12 protein-coding genes are annotated in these 20,297 nt (G+C 62.1%); all 12 read left to right on the forward strand.

What is annotated here, in order from left to right:
- Positions 1-429: 429 nt before the first annotated feature.
- The 12 genes from SxD43FB_RS16470 (at position 430) to SxD43FB_RS16525 (ending at position 20,257) form a co-directional block, all read left to right on the forward strand.
- Positions 430-3,396, forward strand: a complete 2,967-nt coding sequence (locus tag SxD43FB_RS16470; protein WP_096063121.1) for a TonB-dependent receptor — start codon at positions 430-432, stop codon at positions 3,394-3,396.
- A 142-nt stretch (positions 3,397-3,538) separates the two neighbouring features.
- Positions 3,539-4,261 (forward strand): SapC family protein, encoded by a 723-nt coding sequence (locus SxD43FB_RS16475; protein WP_096063122.1) that lies wholly within the window; start codon positions 3,539-3,541, stop codon positions 4,259-4,261.
- Positions 4,254-5,282 (forward strand): cupin-like domain-containing protein, encoded by a 1,029-nt coding sequence (locus tag SxD43FB_RS16480; RefSeq protein WP_096063123.1) that lies wholly within the window; start codon positions 4,254-4,256, stop codon positions 5,280-5,282. The genes SxD43FB_RS16475 and SxD43FB_RS16480 overlap by 8 nt, the downstream gene beginning before the upstream one ends.
- Entirely contained in the window at positions 5,279-6,781 is a 1,503-nt protein-coding gene (locus tag SxD43FB_RS16485) for a tryptophan halogenase family protein (protein ID WP_096063124.1), read from the forward strand. The genes SxD43FB_RS16480 and SxD43FB_RS16485 overlap by 4 nt, the downstream gene beginning before the upstream one ends.
- Positions 6,778-7,704 (forward strand): glycoside hydrolase family 16 protein, encoded by a 927-nt coding sequence (locus SxD43FB_RS16490; protein WP_096063125.1) that lies wholly within the window; start codon positions 6,778-6,780, stop codon positions 7,702-7,704. The genes SxD43FB_RS16485 and SxD43FB_RS16490 overlap by 4 nt, the downstream gene beginning before the upstream one ends.
- The gene (locus SxD43FB_RS16495) at positions 7,705-8,778 is read left to right on the forward strand and encodes a LacI family DNA-binding transcriptional regulator (protein WP_096063126.1); all 1,074 of its coding nucleotides are present in this window, start codon (positions 7,705-7,707) and stop codon (positions 8,776-8,778) included.
- On the forward strand, positions 8,768-9,952 hold the full coding sequence (locus SxD43FB_RS16500; protein ID WP_096063127.1) for an MFS transporter: 1,185 nt from the start codon (positions 8,768-8,770) through the stop codon (positions 9,950-9,952). The genes SxD43FB_RS16495 and SxD43FB_RS16500 overlap by 11 nt, the downstream gene beginning before the upstream one ends.
- A 113-nt stretch (positions 9,953-10,065) precedes the next feature.
- Positions 10,066-12,486: a glycoside hydrolase family 3 protein gene (locus SxD43FB_RS16505; RefSeq protein WP_255245765.1), complete on the forward strand. Its 2,421-nt coding sequence runs from the start codon at positions 10,066-10,068 to the stop codon at positions 12,484-12,486.
- Between the two features lie 267 nt (positions 12,487-12,753).
- The gene (locus SxD43FB_RS16510) at positions 12,754-14,421 is read left to right on the forward strand and encodes a glycoside hydrolase family 43 protein (protein ID WP_255245766.1); all 1,668 of its coding nucleotides are present in this window, start codon (positions 12,754-12,756) and stop codon (positions 14,419-14,421) included.
- 12 nt (positions 14,422-14,433) lie between these two features.
- Positions 14,434-16,008, forward strand: a complete 1,575-nt coding sequence (locus SxD43FB_RS16515) for a glycoside hydrolase 43 family protein (RefSeq protein ID WP_096063130.1) — start codon at positions 14,434-14,436, stop codon at positions 16,006-16,008.
- Positions 16,005-18,344, forward strand: a complete 2,340-nt coding sequence (locus SxD43FB_RS16520; protein WP_096063131.1) for a glycoside hydrolase family 95 protein — start codon at positions 16,005-16,007, stop codon at positions 18,342-18,344. The genes SxD43FB_RS16515 and SxD43FB_RS16520 overlap by 4 nt, the downstream gene beginning before the upstream one ends.
- On the forward strand, positions 18,344-20,257 hold the full coding sequence (locus SxD43FB_RS16525; protein ID WP_096063132.1) for an NPCBM/NEW2 domain-containing protein: 1,914 nt from the start codon (positions 18,344-18,346) through the stop codon (positions 20,255-20,257). Before SxD43FB_RS16520 ends, SxD43FB_RS16525 begins: the two co-directional genes overlap by 1 nt.
- Positions 20,258-20,297 lie beyond the last annotated feature (40 nt).

The raw sequence follows: 20,297 nt of genomic DNA on the forward strand, positions 1-20,297 counted from the left end.
TTCATCTAAACCAACAATGTCAAAGAACCCGCCAAACTAAAATCCGGACAGCAAACCCCACCTGATCCTTACGGTCCAGGTGAACCAGCGTCCCGCCATAGTGGCAACCTTCCAGAGCGCTTCCATACAGCAGCGCCCCGTCCGGTGAACACGCCTCTAAGCGGGGACACTGAGTCGGTCAACAGGAAAATGACAAAGAAACGACACTGCCCTGAATTTGCCGCGCAGGCCCGTCCAAGCGACCAAGTGGCCCCACTCTATATATGCGAGCCTTGAAACGGCATGCCGCGGCCCCACTGTCACACCTTGGCCACGGCGCGAAATCATCGGCATGGACTGCGCAGGCAGTTGACCAAGTGAACGTTATCAATTAGGTGAACGTTCACAACAAGGACGTCAGACGCCGATTCGCGGCGCGGGGAGGATAAAATGACGATTTCCAAGACTCGGATTCTATCTGCTTATGTGTCGGGCGCGTCTGCTCTGGCGCTGAGCATGGGCCTGCAGCCAGCCTTTGCGCAGGATAGCATAGCCGAAGATCAGCCTGCTGAAATCGTGGTGACAGGCATTCGCGCGAGCTTGAATGCCGCCAGCGACATCAAGCGCAACGCCCAGGGTGTGGTGGATGCCATCTCCGCCGAGGATATAGGCAAGTTCCCCGACACCAACTTGGCAGAATCGCTGCAGCGTATCACCGGCGTGTCGATCGACCGTTCGAACGGCGAAGGTTCGACCGTTACCGTTCGCGGCTTCGGTCCTGAATTCAACCTGGTGCTGCTCAATGGCCGCCAGATGCCGACATCGACCTTGGATGATGGGGCCAGCGCGCCCGCCAGCCGTTCCTTCGACTTTGCCAATCTGGCATCGGAAGGCGTCGCCGGCGTCGAGGTCTATAAGTCGGGTCGCGCTACCCTGCCCACCGGCGGCATCGGATCGACCATCAATATCAAGACGCCCCGCCCTCTCGATCGGCCGGGCCTCAAAGGCAGCGTCGCGGTGAAGGGTGTCTATGACAGCTCGCGCAATGAGGGTGACCCGATCACGCCTGAAATATCCGGCATCATTTCCGACACTTTCGCCGATGGTCTGTTCGGCATCGCGGTCAGCGGATCGTGGCAGAAGCGCAAGGCCAGCGTCAACCAGGCCAATGTCGGCTGGCGCGACGGATATCTGGGCTCCGAAAATAATTGGGGATCATTGCCCCAGGCAGGCGATCCACGTTTTGCTAATATCGAAAACCGTCCCGGCCCCAATGACGTCTATCAGGTCCAGCAAAATGCCAGCTACGACCTTAATGATATCGAGCGCGAGCGGCTGAACGGCCAGATCGTATTGCAGGTTCGTCCCGCTGACAATTTGACCGCGACGTTCGACTATACCTATTCGCGCAACACCGTGCAGGTGCGCAATTCCAACGTCGGCATCTGGTTCAACTTCAATGACGTATCAAGCGCCTGGACCGACGGTCCAGTCGCCGGTCCGAAATTCTATTCCGAACAGTTCGGTGCCAATGAAGGCAAGGATCTGTCCTATTCCGGTTCGCTGGTGGAAAACCAATCGACCAACAAGTCGCTGGGCGGAAACCTGGCATGGGATGGGCCGGGCGGATTGCGCCTGGAACTCGACGCGCATCATTCTACGGCAGAGTCGGGCGCCAACAATCCCTATGGCACCAGCACCTCGGTCGGCACGGCCGTGTTCGGCGTGCGTAGCCAGACGGTCGATTACACTAACGACCTGCCCATCATTTCGGTCGAAATGCATCCGGGCATCAATGCGTTGGACGCCGGGAACATCCAGGCGACCGGCAATGCGTTCCGCAATGCCTATTTCAAGGATCGCATCAACGAAGGCCAGCTGCGTGGCAGCTATGATTTCGAAAGCTCGATCCTCGACAGCCTCGACTTCGGTGTAACCTATACCGAAAACAAGGTGCGGTCGGCCTATGGCTTCATCCAGAACGACACATGGGGCGGATCGACCACCAAGGACCAGCTGTCCGACGACCTCTTCACGCTCGAAACCCTGCCGGACAAGTTCAAGGGCTTGTCGGGCGCGGGCGACGCGGCGATGATCCAGCAATTCTACACGTTCAACTTCGAGAAGATGGTCGGTTTCCTCGACGATCTGAACGGCATCTGCGGTGGTGACGGCAATTGCCTGGCAAGCTTCACGGTCGATCGCCGAATCCGCGAACGCACCATCGCGCCTTACCTGCAGGCCAACCTGGCCTTCGACGTTGCCAACCGTCCGGCTCATTTCCGTGCGGGCGTGCGCTATGAAAAGACCAAGGTCCGTTCGTCCGCGCTGGTGCCGATCCCGACCGGCACGCAATGGGTGTCCGCCAACGAGTTCAACCTCACCTATGGCACTGGCAGCGACTTCACCACATTCCGGGGTGATTATGACAATTGGCTACCCGCCATCGACGTCGATTTCGAACCGATCGAGAATGTGAAGCTGCGCGCAAGCTATAGCCATACCATTACCCGCCCGGACTATGCATCGATGCAGGGTGGTCGTACCGTCGATCAGCTGTTCCGCATCGGCGGCGGCACCGGCAGCCAGGGCAATCCGGGCCTGCTTCCTTATAAATCGAAGAATATCGATCTGTCGGCCGAATGGTATTATGCGCCATCCAGCTATCTGTCGGTCGGATTTTTCGACAAGCGGGTGCGCAACTTCATTTCGAGCACCCGGATCGACACCGACGCGTTCGGCCTGACCAACCCGGCGGATGGCCCACGCTATCAGGCGGCCGTCGCGGCATTGGGCGCCAATGCCAGCACGACCGATCTGCGCAACTATATCTTCGCCAATTATCCGGCATCGGTCATCGTCGACAGCTTCGATCCGGCGACCGGCAATTATACCGGCAAGATATTGGGGCTGCCCGAAGATGGTGCGGTGAATTTCCAGGTGTCGACCCCGATCAACTCGGATCAGAGCGCGCATCTCTATGGCTTTGAATTAGCCATCCAGCATAATTTCTGGGACACGGGATTTGGCACGATCCTGAACTACACGATCGTTCGTGGCGACGCGACATACGACAACAGTCAGCCGTCCAGCGTTCCGCAATTTGCGCTGACGGGCCTCTCGGACAGCGCCAACGCCGTCCTCTTCTATGACAAAAAGGGTATTCAGGCGCGTATCGCCTATAACTGGCGCGACAAGTTCCTGGGCGGAACAGGTCCCAACCCCTTCTATATCGAAGCCTATGGCCAGGTGGATGCCAGCGCGAGCTGGCAGTTCAAGAAGGGCTATACCGCCTTTGTCGAAGCCATCAATCTAAACGGCGCCAGCCGCCGTGGCCATCTGCGTAGCGAAAACAACGCCTTCTTCGCTTCGCCCGGCTATGCCCGATATGGCGCGGGCCTTCGCGTCAACTTTTGACGGGATGACTTGATTGAAGTCCGGCACGATGGGACAAGGCCGCACCTGAACCGGTGCGGCCTTGTCCCGCATCAGCCGGGTGGAGAGACAGCGGTGATGTGACGGGACACCGGCACCTCCGCCAAGGAGCCATTAGAGCGTCATGACCCAGCACCAGATCCTTGATTCCCTGACCCATCGCGCTCTGCGTGTTCGGACCGACAGCGGCGCGGCATTGGGTGATGCCGTCATGGCCTGCCTGTTGATGCCGGCCGAATTCCGCCAGGCGCAGGCGCATTTCCCCATATTGTTCCGGCGCGACCTGGAAAGCGGCACCCTCTCGGCGGTGGCGTTGTTCGGCTTTGCCAATGGCGAAAATCTCTTTCTGGAAGCAGGTCATTGGGATGCGGCCTACAAACCGCTGGCGCAGGCGGTGCAACCCTTCCTGATCGGCCGTTCGTCCGATGGTAGCAGGCCGCCGCAGGTCCATGTCGATATGGGCAGCCCCCGGCTCGTCCATGAGGGGGACGAAGGCGTTGCCCTGTTCGACGAGGCAGGGCAGCCCTCCCCCTGGCTGGACAGCATTGCGCAACGGCTCGGCGACCTGGATGCCGCCTTTCAGGCCAGCGCCGATTTCTTTGCTGCGCTGGAACGTCATGCGCTGCTCGAACCCTTTACGCTGGACGTGCCATTGGTCGATGGGACGCGGAACAGCCTGGTCGGCTTTCACATCATCGACGAGGAGCGGTTGCGCGCGCTCGATGCCGTCGCGTTGGATGAGCTGCACCGGGCCGGACATTTGATGCCATTGTTCATGGCGGTGGCGTCAATCGCGCAGTTCAACGAGCTGGTCGCGCGCAAGAATCGTAGAGTGGCCGGTGGCTGAGGCGGCTCCGGTCGGCCTGCCTTCGGTCAGGGTGCTACAAGCCACCGACGATGCAACGCTGGATACTTTGCTGCGGGAAGAAGATACGCCTTTTGTCGTGCGGGGACTGGTGCGCGACTGGCCGCTGGTGCAGGCCGGTCTGGAATCCGATAGCGCCGCCCGCGCCTTTTTGCTGGCCCATGCGCGTGACCGCGATTTTGTGGTGTCGATGGCCGAGCCGGATGCCAAAGGACGCCTGTTTTACGATGACGCCATGGCGGTCAATTTCCGCATGGGCAAAGGCAGGTTGTCCGACATTTTTGCACAATTAGATGCGGCCGAAGGACGAGATGTGGCGCAAGTCCCCACCGTCTATCTCGGTTCCGTTGATATCCATGAGTTTTTTGACGGACTGGCCGACGCACACCCCATGCCACTGGGTTCGCGCACCCCATTAACATCCCTGTGGATCGGCAATGCCAGCCGCATCGCGGCACATAACGACTTTCCCGATAATCTGGCCTGCTGTGCCGTGGGGCGTCGCCGCTTCACTCTGTTCCCGCCCGACCAGTTCGCCAACCTCTATCTTGGCCCGATCGACATCACCCCAGCCGGGCGCCCAATCTCCATGGTCGATTTCGCGGCCCCCGATTTTGCGGCCTATCCCCGTTTCCGCGATGCGCTCGCGCCCGCCCAGATTGCCGAGCTGGAGCCGGGGGATGCACTCTTCATACCGTCCCTTTGGTATCATCATGTCGAAGGGCTGGCCGACTTTAATATATTAGTGAACTATTGGTGGCGCGACACGCCGCGTTATTTGGGCCAGCCCTATAATGCGCTGCACCATGCGATCATGACCATCCGCGACCTGCCCGAAGAGGAGCGCGCGATCTGGCAAGCCATGTTCGACCATTATGTATTTTCGGGCGGTGAGGCAGCCCGCGCCCATCTGCCGGAAAAGGGCCGTGGCGTGCTGGCCCCGCTCGACGCAGAATCTGCGCAACGCATGCATCATTTCCTGCTGAGGAGCCTGTCGCTATGAGCACGCTACCCCCGCCTCGTCGCATCGTCGTCGCCGGTGGCGGCACGGCCGGTTGGATGACAGCCGCCGCACTCGCCCGCACGCTGGGACCAGTGGCGCAAGTCACCTTGGTCGAAAGCGAGCAGATCGGGACGATCGGCGTGGGCGAAAGCACCATCCCGCCGTTGGTCGCCTATAATCGCATATTGGGCATCAACGAAGCCGACTTCATGCGCGCGACCCAGGCGACGTTCAAGCTGGGGATCAATTTCGAGAATTGGCGCGTGCCGGGCGAAAGCTATTTCCACAGTTTCGGCGGGACCGGCAAGGATCATTGGTCGGCGGGATTCCAGCATTTCTGGATGCACGGGCAAGCCCAAGGGCATGACGCGCCCTATGGCGACTATTGCCTGGAGTTGAAGGCGGCGGAGGCTGGCCGCTTTGCGCATCTGCCCGACGACCGGATGAACTATGCCTATCAGCTCGATTCGGGGCTTTATGCCCGCTTCCTGCGGAGGATGGCGGAAGCGGATGGCGCCCAGCGGATCGAAGGGCGCATCGCTAAGGTCGAACTCGACAGCGAAAGCGGCGACATTGCCGCGCTGCGACTGGACGGCGATCGGCGGATCGAAGGCGATCTGTTCATCGACTGCACCGGCTTTCGCGCGTTGCTGATCGAAGGCGCGCTGCATGTTGGCTATGACGACTGGACCCACTGGCTGCCTTGTGATGGCGCGGTGGCGATCCAGACCAGCAGCGTGCGGCCGCCCGTCCCCTATACCCGCGCCATCGCGCATGAGGCGGGCTGGCAATGGCGCATTCCGCTGCAGCATCGGCAGGGCAATGGCATCGTCTATTGTAGCGGCTTCCTGGACCCGGACGCTGCGCTCGAAAAACTTCTGGCCTCGGTCGAAGGCGACAAGCTGGTGCAGCCCAACCCGATCCGGTTCCGCACCGGGGCGCGACGGCGGCAATGGCATCGCAACTGCGTGGCGGTGGGCCTGTCGGGCGGATTCATGGAACCACTGGAGTCCACGTCCATCCATCTGATCCAGCGCGCCGTGCTGCGGATCTTGCGGATGCTGCCCGCGGGCACCGTCAGCCCGCTCGACATCGCAGAATTCAACGATCAACAGATGACGGACATGGAGCAGATCCGCGATTTCCTGATCCTGCATTATAAGGCGACCGATCGGCGCGATACGCCCTTCTGGCGCCATTGCGCCGCCATGGCGGTGCCCGACAGCCTTGCCCACCGCATGGAATTATTCCGGCAGACCGGCCGCGTCTTCCGCAAGAATGAGGAATTATTCGCAGAAAATAGCTGGGTGCAGGTCATGATGGGACAGGGCATCACCCCGCAAAGCCATCACCCCGTAGCCAGCAAGCTGCGGCCCGACGAACTGACCCATCTTCTGGCGTCGCTCAAGGACCAGGTTTCCCGTACCGTGGCGAACCTGCCGGATCATGCGGCCTATATTGCGCGCTATTGCAGCGCGCAGGAGCCGGTGGCGGCATGATCGCGCGTTTCCTCATCGCGACGCTGCTGTGCGCCAGTGCCGATGTGGCTGCTGCCGCGCCGGAACAGCCGGGCTGGCACAAGGTCTGGGCGGATGAATTTGATGGTCCGGCACTCGACCCGCGCAAATGGAACCTTGCCGACAATTGCTGGGGCGGCGGCAATGAAGAGCGGCAATGCTACACAATCTCTGCGGCCAACCACCGCATCGCCAATGGCCTATTGGACATCATCGCGCGGCAGGAATCCCATGAAGGCCCGGCTTTCCCGCCGGATCAGCGCACGACGCCGGACAAGGCGCGCGCCACCCGCACCAAGCCCTTTACATCGGCGCGCCTCTCGACCGATAGCAAGGCATCGTGGCTTTATGGCAAGGTGCAGGTTCGCGCGAAACTGCCGCAGGGCCAGGGAACCTGGCCCGCCATATGGATGCTGCCCGAAGGATGGGATTATGGCGGCTGGGCGCAGTCCGGTGAGATCGACATCATGGAGGCCGTCAATCTAGGCACCTCCTGCGACACCTGCGCAGGACAGATAGAAGATCGTGTCCTGGGAACGATCCATTTCGGCGGCCTCCCGCCGCGTAACCGCTATATCGGCGACGAAACGCCCATGCCGACCCCGCTTGATGGCTTCCACGTCTATGAAATCGAGTGGGACGCCACCGGCATCGTCTGGCGGGTCGACGGCGTGGATTTTGCACGGCGCGCGCCGCATGAATGGCACAGCCTGGGGTCCGACAAGCCAGGCGCGCCGTTCGACCGCCCCTTCCATCTCATCCTCAACCTTGCCATCGGCGGCCACTTGCCCGAAGGACGCAACAGCAAGGGCGTCGATCCCACCGGCTTTCCCAAGACGATGCAGATCGATTGGGTGCGGGTCTGGCAGAAAGACGCCACTCCCCCGACGGAGAATGGGCAGTAAATGGCGCGACGGCGGCTGGCAGTCACGATCAAACATGTTGCGGCAGATGCGGGCGTATCCCTGCAGACGGTGAGTCGCGTCATCAACAGCGAACCCAATGTCCGCCCGGAAATGCGCGACCGGGTACAGGCGTCGATCGATCGGCTGGGCTATGTGCCGTCGATAGCGGCGCAACGGATGAGCGGATCGCGCTCCTACCTCATTCTGGCGCTCAATGACCGCGAACGCACGATCGCGGACTGGCGCGCGCGGCAGGGTACGGACTGGGTCGACCAGATGTTGCTGGGCGGCATGCTGGAATGTGCCGAACATGGCTATCGGTTGATCTTCGAGCTGGTCGATACCCATGCCGATCATCTGGAGCGCGAACTGGGTGCCGCCCTGTCGGCGCTGCAACCCGATGGGGCGATTCTGACCCCGCCCCATTCGGACAATCCGCGCATATTGGCGACGCTCAAACGCCATCATGTCCCTTATGCGCGTATCGGGGCGCAAGGGCGGGACGATGGCGCGCTGCCTGCGGGTATCCGCGTGTCGATGGATGACGAGGGCGCGGCGCGGCGCGCGACACGGCACTTGCTGGATCTTGGCCATCGGCGCATCGGCTTCATTTCAGGGCCCGCCGAATATCGGCTGTCGGGCTGGCGCGTCGATGGCTGGCAGGCGGAAATGGCGGCGGCGGGCCTGCCTACCGAAGCCCTGCTGGAAACCGGCGATTTCGGCTATGCGTCGGGCTTGCGCGCGGCGCAGGCGTTGCTGGCACGGGAAGACCGACCAACCGCCATCATCGCCAGCAATGATCAGATGGCGCTCGCCACGATCGAGGCGGCGCGTGACGCGGGCCTCGCCATCCCCGCCGACCTATCGCTGGTCAGTTTCGATAACACGCCGCTGGTCCGCTTCACGACACCACCATTGACCGCAGTGGACCAGCCTATCGCCGAGACGACGGCCATGGCGGTGCGTCTTCTCATCACCGCGCCCAGTGTGACGCTTGATCCACCCGCCCCCGTCATCATTCCCATGGGCCTGGTCGAACGTGGCTCGACCGCGCCGCCGCCCAATGTCGCCTGAACAAGTGGCGGCGGGTAGCGATCCTCGCTTCCTGTTTCTCTATGCGCTCGCATGGGCCGGTGCCGCGATCGCCTACACGCCGTTTTTGACCATCCTGCTGCCGGTGCGCGTCGATCTGCTCGCAGGGACGGACAATGTGCGCTGGCTGGCTGCGACCACCTTCCTTGGTGCCATCGCCGCCAGTCTCGCCAATATCCTGTTCGGCTGGCTCAGCGACGTGACAGGGCATCGCCGCCTCTGGGTCGCAACCGGCTTGCTCTTGTCCAGCGGGATACTTTGCCTGTTCCCGCATATTGAGCGGTTGGGGCCACTGATTCTGCTCATCCTGCTGTGGCAAATGGCGCTCAACATGATGTTGGGTCCATTGGCCGCCTGGGCGGGCGATTGCGTGCCCGACAGGCAAAAAGGACGGCTGGGCGGACTACTCGCCTTTGCGCCAGCGTCCGGGGCGCTGGCCGGCGCGTTGGTTACAGTGCCTGGCCTCGCCGATCCGCCTTGGCGCTTTGCGATGGTGGGCATGATGGCGATGGCCTGCGTCCTGCCGCTGCTGCTGTTGGGCCCATCGGGCGCTGTCGCCACACGGCGTTTGCAAGGCGCGGCCATAGCGCCGCTGCCCTGGTTGCGCGCGATGATCACGCGCATGTGGTGCGCCCGCCTGCTGGTCCAGATCGCGGAGGCCGCCCTCTTTGCCTATCTTTATTTCTGGTTTCAGACGATCGACACACGCTTCGACGATGCCATTACGGCCCGCATCCTGACCTTGGTTCTGTTCCTGGCGGCACCCTGCGCCTTGATAGCCGGACGCTGGGCCGACCGCCGCGATCGGCCGATAGCCCCGCTCTGCATCGCCGCCCTGCTTGCCGCAATCGGCCTTACCGCCATGGCCCTGGCGCGTGGGCCGGTAGCGGCAATCGCGGGATTCATGCTGTTTGGCCTTTCCACCAACATCTTCCTGGCGCTGCATAGCGCGCAGACATTGCGCGTGCTGCCCGACGATGGACGACGGGGCCGCAATCTTGGCCTGTTCAACCTCACCAACACCGTCCCCTCGCTCATCATGCCATCGCTGACGCTTGTGCTGGTGCCGACGCTCGGCTTTTCAGGATTATTTGCGGTTCTGGCTTTGCTGTCCGCCATCGCAGCCATCCTGCTGCGCGATACAAAACGGCACTGATCACCAATCGGCGCAAAAGGCTTGATCCTGCTCGCAAGCCATGACAAACAGGCGTTGAGAACGTTCACACAAAATTGCGAGGAAGGATGCCGATGCGCTCAGCAGCGGGAATCATGATCATGGCGCTGGCCATTGGCGGCACTGTGCAGGCGTCGGGGCAGCCGCGGACATCCGCCGATCCCGTCGTTGTGCCACCGGAAGCGAAGGCAGACCCGTCAGTCTGGCCCGCGGCCCACAGCCCGGCCGCCATTACCGATCGCCAGACCGAAGCGGCCATCGATCGCCTGATCGCGCGCATGACGGTGGAGCAGAAGGTCGGACAGACGATACAGGCCGACATCAGCGCGATTACGCCGGCGGAACTGGCACGCTATCCCTTAGGATCGATCCTGGCGGGCGGCAACTCCGGCCCATTCGGCAATGAGCGCGCCGATGCCGCGACCTGGATCAAGCTGGTCAGCGACTATCGCGCCGCGTCCGAAAGGGCGGGGGCTGGCGTCCCCATCCTGTTCGGCGTCGATGCTGTTCACGGTCATTCCAACCTGCCGGGCGCAACCATCTTCCCGCACAATATCGGCCTTGGCGCCGCGCATGATCCCGAACTGATCCAGCGCATCGGTATCGCCACCGCAGCGGAAATCGCTGGGTCCGGGATAGAATGGACCTTTGCCCCGACATTGGCGGTGCCGCAGGATCTGCGCTGGGGCCGCAGCTATGAAGGCTATGCCGCCGACCCGGCGCTGGTGAAAGCCTATTCCAAGGCGATGGTGGAGGGTTTGCAGGGCGACCTGCTCCCCGGCAAACCGCTCGGCTCGGTACAGGTCGCGGCAACCGCCAAGCATTTTCTGGCCGATGGCGGGACCAAAGACGGCAAGGATCAGGGCGACGCCCGATTGCCCGAAGCAGAATTGATCCGCATCCATGCGCAAGGCTACCCCGCCGCCATCGACGCCGGGGCACTCACCGTCATGGCCAGCTTTTCCAGTTGGAATGGGGCAAAGAACCACGGCAATCCGACGTTGCTGACCGATGTTCTGAAAAAGCGGATGGGCTTTGAAGGGCTGATCGTCGGCGACTGGAACGGTCATGGACAGATCCCCGGCTGCACTGTCACGGATTGCGCAGCTTCGATCAATGCGGGGCTGGACCTGTTCATGGCTCCCGATAGCTGGAAGGGGTTGTTCGATGCCACGCTGCGCGATGTGCGCAACGGCACCATTCCGATGGCGCGACTGGACGACGCCGTGCGGCGCAATTTGCGGGTCAAATATAAGCTAGGCCTGATGGGGCCGAACCGGATCGCGCGCGGCGATCCGGCACTGGTCGGAGCCGATGCGCATCTGGCGATCGCCCGCGAAGCGGTCGCCAAGTCGCTCGTTCTCCTCAAAAATGAAGGCTCATTGCTCCCCATCCGTCCGGGCGCGAAAGTCCTGGTCACCGGCCCCGGCGCCGACAATATGGCGATGCAGGCCGGCGGCTGGACCATCACCTGGCAGGGCACGGACACGAGCGCTGCGGATTTCCCCAAAGGCAGCACGATCGGCCGTGCCATCGTCGATGCCGTCGAGCAGGCTGGCGGTAGCGGGCAGCTGGCACCCACCGGCGATTTTACCGACAAGCCAGACGTCGCGATCGTCGTCTTCGGCGAGCAGCCCTATGCCGAATTTCAGGGCGACGTATCGAACCTCATCTTCCAGGGTCAGGATGGCGAACGCGAACTGCTCGCCAAATTGAAGGCGCAGGGCATTCCGACGGTCGCGCTTTTCCTGTCGGGCCGCCCCTTGTTCGTCGGCCCGGCGTTCAACCTTGCCGATGCCTTCGTGGCCGGCTGGCTTCCCGGATCGCAAGGGCAGGGCGTTGCTGATGTGCTGGTGGCGGGCAAGGACGGCAAACCGGCACGCGACTTCACCGGCCGCTTGCCTTTTGCGTGGCCCGCGGACGCCCGCTCTCCAGTCACCGCACCCCTTTTCCCAGTCGGCTATGGCCTGGATTACGCCCATCCCCATGCCCAAGGCCCAGTGAATGAAGACCCCCGCGTCGAGCAGGGGCCAGCGGTCAGCGACAGCCTGTTCCTGCGCACCGGTCGGGTGCTCGATCCATGGCGGCTGGGCCTCGACAGCAGCGTGTCCATGCGCGCCGTCGATATCGCCGCGCAGGAAGATGCGCGCCAGTTCAAGTGGAGCGGCAAGGGCGATATCGCCATTGACGGCCCGGCCGTTGACATGTTGCGGCAACTCAATGGCGGCTTTGCCCTGCGCATCGACTGGCGGATGGATGCCCGTGGCACTGGCCCCGTCTCGATCGCGATGGGCAATGCGCGGCTGGATGTCAGCGCACTGGCGGCGGCAGCGCCGCTGGGCCAGGAAAGCAGCATCCAAATCCCGCTCCAATGTTTCAAGGATAAGGGTGCCGATTTCAAGGCGATCGGAACGCCGTTCCGCATGGGAGCGGATGCGCCGATGACGGTCAGCCTGCGCAATGTGCGGATCGAGGGCATCGGCACGCCTGTTCCCTGTCCGCCAGCCCTCCCCTGAGGCTGCGAATCGCCGCGAGACGCTGAAGCCGTAAACGGCATCGCGACATGGCCCGCTTCTTCACCAGGAGGCGGGCCATTTTTTGATAATTGATGTTGGGCACGCGAAAACCCGGCGTCTGCGGTCGGCTCACCGGGTCAAACCGGCTTTCGCAAGCGGGTCGACAACGACATATGTTAGCGCTATCACATATCGAAGCGATGGCGTGAGATGTTTCAAGGCGTCCACTCCGTCATGCCGCGTCGGATAGAATGAGGAGAGGGATTGATGCATATTGGCCTGGGAATAATGGGTCGGCTGCTGCCATTTGCCGCATTGGCACTATCCAGCACGGCGGCGCAGGCCGAGCCAGCACGCTTCGAGCGCTTCACTTATGACGGCCAGTCGATCGAGCAGGTGAAGGCCGGACCAGGCGAATATATCAATCCCATATTGTCGGGCTATTATCCCGATCCGACCATTACCCGCGTGGGCGACGACTATTATCTCGTCAATTCCTCCTTCGCCCATTTCCCCGGCCTGCCGATCTTCAAGTCGAAGGATCTGGTGAACTGGGTCCAGATCGGCAATGCGATCGACCGGCCTAGCCAGCTCGATTTTACCGGTCGCCGCACATCGGAAGCCGTCTTCGCACCTGACATCAGTTGGCATGATGGCGTCTTCTACATCGTCAATACCTGCGTCGCTTGCCGCAACAACTTCGTAATCACGGCCACTGATCCGGCCGGTCCTTGGTCCGACCCCATCTGGCTACCCTTCGAAGGGATCGACCCATCCATCTATTGGGAAGGGGATAAAGCCTATATCGTGAACAATCGCGCGCCCGATGAACCGCCGCGCTATGACGGGCATCGCGCCATCTGGATTCAGGAATATGACTGGCGCGCCGGCAAAATGGTCGGCCCCAGCACCCAGTTGATCAATGGCGGCGTCGACATCAGCAAAAAGCCGGTATGGATCGAAGGGCCGCATATTTTCCGCAAGGATGGCTATTATTATCTGACTGCAGCCGAGGGCGGCACCAGCGTCAATCACTCCCAGGTCGTGCTGCGATCGAAGAAACTGCGCGGCCCCTATCTCCCTTATGCGGACAATCCCATTCTCACCCAGCGGGATATGGACCCCAACCGGCCCGATCCGATTGGGTCCGCCGGGCACGCCAAGTTGATCCAGACGCAAAAGGGGGACTGGTGGGCGACCTTCTTGGCGGTACGCCCCTATAAGGGCGACTTCTACAATATCGGGCGTGAAACCTTCCTGCTGCCCGTAACATGGAAAGATGGCTGGCCGATCATTCTGCCCCGTGGCGAAAAGATACCCCATGTCGGCAAGGTGCCTGACCTGCCCGCCCAGCCTAGCCCTGCGCTGCCGGTGAGCGGCAACTTCACCTACACCGATGATTTCGACGGCGATCGTCTGGCGATGCAGTGGATCGGTATCCGCACGCCCCACCAACCCTTCTATCGCGTGACCAACGGCGCACTGGAATTGGAAAGTAGCACGCCGCTCGGCGATCTGAACGGAGTTCCGGCCTTCGTCGGACGGCGGCAGCAACATGCCGTCGCCACTATGTCCACGACCATGCGCTTCACGCCGGAGAAGGATGGCGACACCGCCGGGCTGGCCGCAATCCAAAGCGACCGCAGCCATATAGTGTTCGGCGTTACCCAGGTTGGCGGTAAAAAGATGATCGCGCTGACGTCGCGCGACAATGCCGATACCGATATGCTGGTCACCTCCGCACCGCTGACCGCCACCGGCCCGGTAACGCTCACCATCCGCGCCGAAGGTGGCAAGATGGCGTTCGACTATGAAGTGGACGGAAAGCGGGCGACGCTGAAATCCGATCTGGACGCGACACTGCTGAGCACGCGTAAAGCGGGAGGTTTCGTCGGAACGGTCGTCGGCCCCTATCGCTACACCCCTGCATCCTGAAAAGGGCGTCTCATGACCATCAAGTCATCCATCGCCCTGCTGGGGCTGTCGCTGGCCGCCACCACCCTGCCCGCGCAAGTCTGGCGGGCGGACCAGGGCGATGGCACCTATCGCAATCCCGTCCTCTTCGCCGACTATCCCGATCCCGACATCATTCGCGTCGGCGAGGATTTCTATTTCATCACCACGACCTTCGCCAATGCGCCAGGCATGACCATTCTTCATTCGAAGGATCTGGTGAACTGGCAGATTGCCGGCCACCTCATGGACCGACTGGAGGGCAACCCGCGCTATGATCTGAGCGATGGCGGCGATTATCGCCGGGGCTTCTTCGCGGCCAGCATGCGCCATCACAAAGGCACTTTCTATGTGGCCGTCAGCCCGATAGGGCTCAACACGCGCATTTATCGCGCGAGCAGCCCGACCGGCCCCTGGACCTATACCGAACTGGATCGCCACGCTTTCGACCCGGCGCTGTTCTTCGAGGATGATGGCCAAGCCTATCTGATGACGTCGATCGGGACGGACGGCACCGTGACATTGCTGACGCTGAACGAGGACGTCACCAAGATTACCGCGTCCAAGGTCGTCCATTATAACAAAGGCGCGGAAGGATCGAAGATCATCAAGCGCGCGGGCTGGTATTATCTTTTCAACGCGCTCCCTTCCAAACTGGCGCTGAGCGTCTCGCGGGCGCGCAGCTTGCAGGGACCGTGGGAGACCCGTCCGCAGATCGACGACACCAGCGGCGGCCATCAGGGCGCATTGGTTGATCTGGCCAATGGCGAATGGGCCGGCTTTGTCATGGTCGATGCCGGATCGATCGGCCGGATGACCAATATCAGCCCGGTATATTGGCAGGACGACTGGCCGATATGGGGCACGCCCGACGCACCGGGCCGCGTACCCGACCGCGCGCCCAAGCCGATCATGGGCCACCCCTTTGCCGAACCGCCCGCATCGGATGATTTTTCCGCATCGACATTGGGCCTGCAATGGCAATGGAACCATAATCCCGATGACCGCCGCTGGTCTTTGCGCGAACGGCCAGGCTTCCTGCGGCTTCACGCAACCCAGGCCGACCGGCTATGGACGGCACGCAATACGCTGACGCAAAAGGGGCAGGGGCCTCGCAGCCGCGCTATCGTCAAAGTGGACATGCGCGGGTTACGTTCAGGCGATGTGTGCGGCTTTGGCACATTCGGCAAGATCAGCGCCCAATTGTCGATCGTCGGAGGCGACAAGGGTCGCCGCACCCTGACCATGATGGTGACCGATTCCACGGAGGATGGCCCCCGCACCGAAACCCGTGTCGCATCCGTGCCCGTGTCGGGCCAGACGCTCTGGCTACGCACCGACATGGACTTCGTCCGTGACGAAGGCCGCGTCGCCTACAGCCGGGACGGAAGAAAATGGACTGGCGTAGGCGATCATTTCCCGCTCAAATTCGATTGGCGCACCGGCACGTTCCAGGGGCAGCAATTCGCCCTTTCCTGCTATAATGCGCGGCCGGACGGCGGCTATATCGATATCGACAGCTTCACCCTGTCGCCCTTGCCCGAAGCGGTGGAGGAAGCAAGGCCATGAAATTCAGCCGTCGCGAGAGCGTTGCGGCGATAGCAGCGGGCACCGCTGCCCTCTCAACCGCGCGCGCGCGTGGGGCAGTCGCTCGCCCGCCCTCACCTCTTATGCTCTGGTATGAACAGCCCGCATCGGTGTGGACGGAGGCGCTGCCTGTCGGCAACGGACGAATGGGCGCGATGGTCTTTGGTGGCATCCGCCAGGAACGATTGCAACTCAACGAGTCCACCCTATGGGCGGGCCAGCCCTATGACCCGGTCAACCCTGCGGCGCGTGTCGCGCTATCCAAAGTCCGCGCGTTGATCTTCGAAGGCAAGATTGCCGAGGCCGAAGCCCTGGCGAACGACGCCGTCCTCGCCACGCCATCCACGCAAATGCCCTATCAGGCCTTTTGCGATCTCATGCTGGATTTCTCCGGCCTAGGGCAGACGTCCGACTATCGGCGCAGCCTGGATCTGGACAGCGCCATGGCAACCACCCGATTTACCGCCGATGGCATCGATCATCAGCGCCAGGTGATTGCGTCGGCAGGCGATCAGGTCATCGCAATGCGTCTGACGGCATCGGGCGAAGGACAGCTCAACGTCGATATCGGCCTGGCGTCCCCGCACAAGATCGTCGCGGTTGAGGCCGATGGATCGGCAAACCTGTTGATGACCGGCCGCAATGGCGATGCCGCAGGCATAAAGGGCGGCTTGCAGTTCGCCGCCCGCCTGTCCGCTTCGGTAGAGGGCGGGCGGATTGAGCCAGGTGCAGGCGGCAGATTGCAAGTACGCGGCGCCGATGCGGTCACGCTAATGATCGCCATGGCGACCAGCTATCGTCGGTTCGACGATGTCAGCGGCGATCCCGTAGCTGCGACCCAGGCCACGCTGGATCGCCTGCGTGGCCGTTCCTTTGCGCGGGTCGCGGCGGATGCAACCGACGCGCATCGGCGGCTCTTTCGCCGCGTGTCGATCGACCTTGGCCGATCGGCCGCCGCAGACCTGCCGACCGACAAGCGCATTGCCGCGTCGCCGACCCAGGACGACCCGGCGCTTGCAGCGCTCTATTTCCAATATGGTCGCTACCTGCTGATCTCTTCGTCACGGCCGGGTGGCCAGCCTGCCAATCTGCAAGGCCTGTGGAACGATAGCCTCAGCCCGCCCTGGGGGTCGAAATATACGATCAACGTCAATACCGAGATGAATTATTGGCCTGCCGAGACCACGCATCTGGGTGAGTGCGTCACACCGCTGGTCGATATGGTCCGCGACCTCGCTGTCACCGGCGCGGGCACCGCGGCGACCATGTATGGCGCCCGCGGCTGGGTCGCGCATCATAATACCGACATCTGGCGCGCCAGCGCGCCGATCGACGGCGCGCAGTTCGGGCTATGGCCGACGGGCGGCGCATGGCTCTGCACACATTTGTGGGATCATTATGATTATGGCCGGGATCGCGCATTCCTGACCTCCATCTATCCGCTGATGGCCGGAGCCGCCCGCTTCTTCCTCGATACGTTGCAGCCAGAACCAAAGACCGGCTACCTCGTCACCAACCCGTCGATGAGCCCGGAAAATCCGCATGGTCATGGCGGCACCCTCTGCGCCGGGCCGACCATGGACATGGCGATCCTGCGCGACCTGTTCGGTCAGACGATCGCGGCCGCGCAAATTCTGAAAGTAGATGCCGGCTTCGTGGACGAACTGGAGGCTGCCCGGTCACGCCTTGCGCCTTATCAGGTTGGCCGACAGGGACAGTTGCAGGAGTGGCGGGAGGATTGGGATGCCGATGCACCCGAACAGGATCATCGCCATGTCTCGCATCTCTATGGGCTTTATCCCTCGCACCAGATCAGCGTTGAGGATACACCAGAATTGGCCGCCGCGGCGCGCCGGACGCTGGAAATTCGGGGCGACCGGGCGACCGGCTGGGCGACCGCATGGCGTATCACGCTATGGGCGCGGTTACGCGATGGCGATCATGCCCATCGCATATTGGGCTACCTGCTCGGCCCCGATCACAGCTATCCCAATATGTTCGACGCCCACCCACCCTTTCAGATCGACGGCAATTTCGGCGGAACGGCCGGGCTCGTCGAAATGCTGCTTTACAGCCGTGGCGATGTCATCGACCTGCTGCCCGCTTTGCCAAGCGCATGGCCGGAAGGACGTGTCACCGGGCTGCGCGCGCGCGGACGGTGCGGCGTCGATCTCGCCTGGCGCGATGGGCGGCTCACGCGCGTCACGCTGCACCCCGACATGGACGGCCAAAGGACCATAAGGTTCGGTGGTCGTCGCGCAACGGCATCGCTCAAGGCCGGACGCACCCTCATGCTTGAAGATGGAGATTTTGCCTGATGTCGAAGGTTTACGTCCGGGGCTTGCTGCTCGGCCTAACTGCCCTTGCCGCCAGCACCAGCCTGTCTGCACAGACAGCCGATCCGCTCGCGCCGCAAGGCCGTTGGAGCGCCTATCAGGGGGGCAGTGCCGCCCTGCCGCCCATGGGGTGGAACAGCTGGAACGCCTTTTTCACCGAGATCGATGAGGAAAAGCTACTCGGATCGGCGCAGCGGATCATCGACAGCGGCCTCGCCAAGAAGGGCTATCAATATATCAATATCGACGATGGTTGGTGGCTTAAGCGCCGCACGAATGACGGCAAATTGCTGATCCGTTCGGAGAAATTCCCATCGTCCCTGCGCGCGGGCAAGGGCGACCCGTCTTTCCGTCCCCTGACCGACAAGCTCCATGCCATGGGGTTCAAGGCGGGCATTTATTCGGACCTTGGTCGCAACAGTTGTTCGCAGGCCTATTCGACTGGCGAAGCGCAATTGCCCGAAGGGTCGATCGCTGAACGCGAGGTCGGACTCTATGGCCATATCGATCAGGATATTCGGCTCTTCTTCGCCGATTGGGGTTTCGATCTCATCAAAGTGGACGGATGCGGCATCCGCGCCTTTGGCGAGGGCAGCGCACCGGTGAAGTCCGGCAAGTATCGCATGCTCGCGCCCCTGATCGACCAGGCGTCGGTCACCCGCTCGGATGTTCCCGCGGTGCAGGGATTGTTCAGCCAGATCAACCAGTCGCTTACCCGTCATAACCCGGACAATGACTATCTGCTCTCGCTCTGCGTGTGGGGTAGCGCCAACGTGCGCGCCTGGGGCAAGGATTATGGCAATAGCTCGCGCACCAGCGACGATATCACGCCCCATTGGGCGCGGATGCTGACGAACTACGACAGCGCGGTACGCCGGGCGCTCTATGCCCATCCAGGGTCGTGGAACGATCCCGACATGCTGTTCATCGGTCAGGGCGATTTCGACGCTGAGCATCTGACCGAAGCGCGATCGCATTTTGCGCTCTGGGCGATGATGAACGCCCCGCTGCTGATCGGCGCGGACCTACGCAAGACCCCGCAATCCTTGATGGATATTTTCGGCAATGCCGACCTGATCGCCGTCAATCAGGATCCGGCTGGCCATCAGGCCATCGTCGCCTTCGACAGCGATTCATTGCAGATTTTGGTCAAGACATTGGCCAATGGCGACAAGGCGGTCGCGCTGTTCAACCGGGGCCTTGCGCCGGTCGATGCAGTACTGACGGCCGGCCATCTCAAATTCCGCGATGACCAAGCCGTGGCTTTGACCGACCTTTGGACGGGCGAACAGAGCCGCTTTACCGGGGAGCAGGCCTTGAAGGTTGCGCCACGACAGACGCTTGTCTTCATGGCCAAGGGCGATCGGACCCTAGCGGACGGTCTTTATCTTTCGGAGCAACCTGGCAATATCAACCCGGCCGTCGATGGGGTTACCGCCCCTGCGCCTGATCCCACGATCTTCCGCTCCATTCCCGGCTGGCGCAGCACGCGCGGGCTGGGCGAACGTCCCATCTATGCGGGTTGGGGCGGCGCGCAGCCCGATGCGACCCCCTATAACCAGCCGCTCGCGATCGCTGGCAAGACCTATGCGTCCGGCATTGGCGTCCTTGCCAATTCACGGCTGGAAATTCGGAACAAGGGCTATAGCCGCCTGACGGCCATGGCTGGGGTAGATGACAGTGCAGCGGACTCGCGCCATGGTGTCCGTTTCGCTGTCTATGGCGACGGCAAGCTGCTGGCGCGAACGCCGCTTGTTCGCCGCGGCGAAACGCCAACGCCGATTGCCGTCGATGTAAAAGGCGTCGCCCTCATCGAGATGGTCGCGCAAGCCGATGACGGGGTTCCGGGCGAAATGCTGCCCGTCAGTTGGGGTGACGCGGCCCTGCTACGCTGATCGCCATGATGGGTGGGCGGTGTAGTAATCCGCCCGCCCA

It is taken from the genome of Sphingobium sp. D43FB (assembly GCF_002312805.1).
Classification (GTDB): domain Bacteria; phylum Pseudomonadota; class Alphaproteobacteria; order Sphingomonadales; family Sphingomonadaceae; genus Sphingobium.